This window comes from Polaromonas sp. P1_G2 (assembly GCF_056405515.1).
Genome location: NZ_JBFUBY010001642.1, coordinates 1 through 373, shown reverse-complemented (window position 1 = coordinate 373; position 373 = coordinate 1). Strand labels below are relative to the sequence as shown.

Here is a 373-nt window from a genome sequence, read left to right as displayed (position 1 = left end):
GATAGTGACCGCGCATGGCCGAAGATAAGCACGAGACGCGCAACACGGCGATCGCCGCCGGCATCATTCTGTTGGTCGCGGGCCTTGGTGTCTACTTCATGCCGAAAATCGTGCTGGGCATCGGCGCCTATTCCCCGGTGCTCGGCTTTGCGGCGGGAATGGCGATCGTGATGTTCTTCTTTGTCGTGCTCTGGCTGCGCTCGAAATACAAGAAATAGCCGGCAAATCAAAAATATTACGGTTTTCACGTTGTTGTGACCAAGCTTGTGAAACAAAGGCACTCGATCCGTCGTAGGGTTCGATGACAGAACCAATATACGGGTCAAGGAATAGCCATGCCTGCCTATAAAGCGCCTTTCATCCCGTCCTCAGA

At 53.6% G+C, this 373-nt stretch carries 1 protein-coding gene; it reads left to right on the top strand.

All coding sequences use genetic code 11. The features are described from left to right. Window positions 1-14 precede the first annotated feature (14 nt). Window positions 15-218: a hypothetical protein gene (locus AC1D0P_RS31925; RefSeq protein WP_477680387.1), complete on the top strand. Its 204-nt coding sequence runs from the start codon at window positions 15-17 to the stop codon at window positions 216-218. The last annotated feature ends 155 nt before the right edge of the window (window positions 219-373 follow it).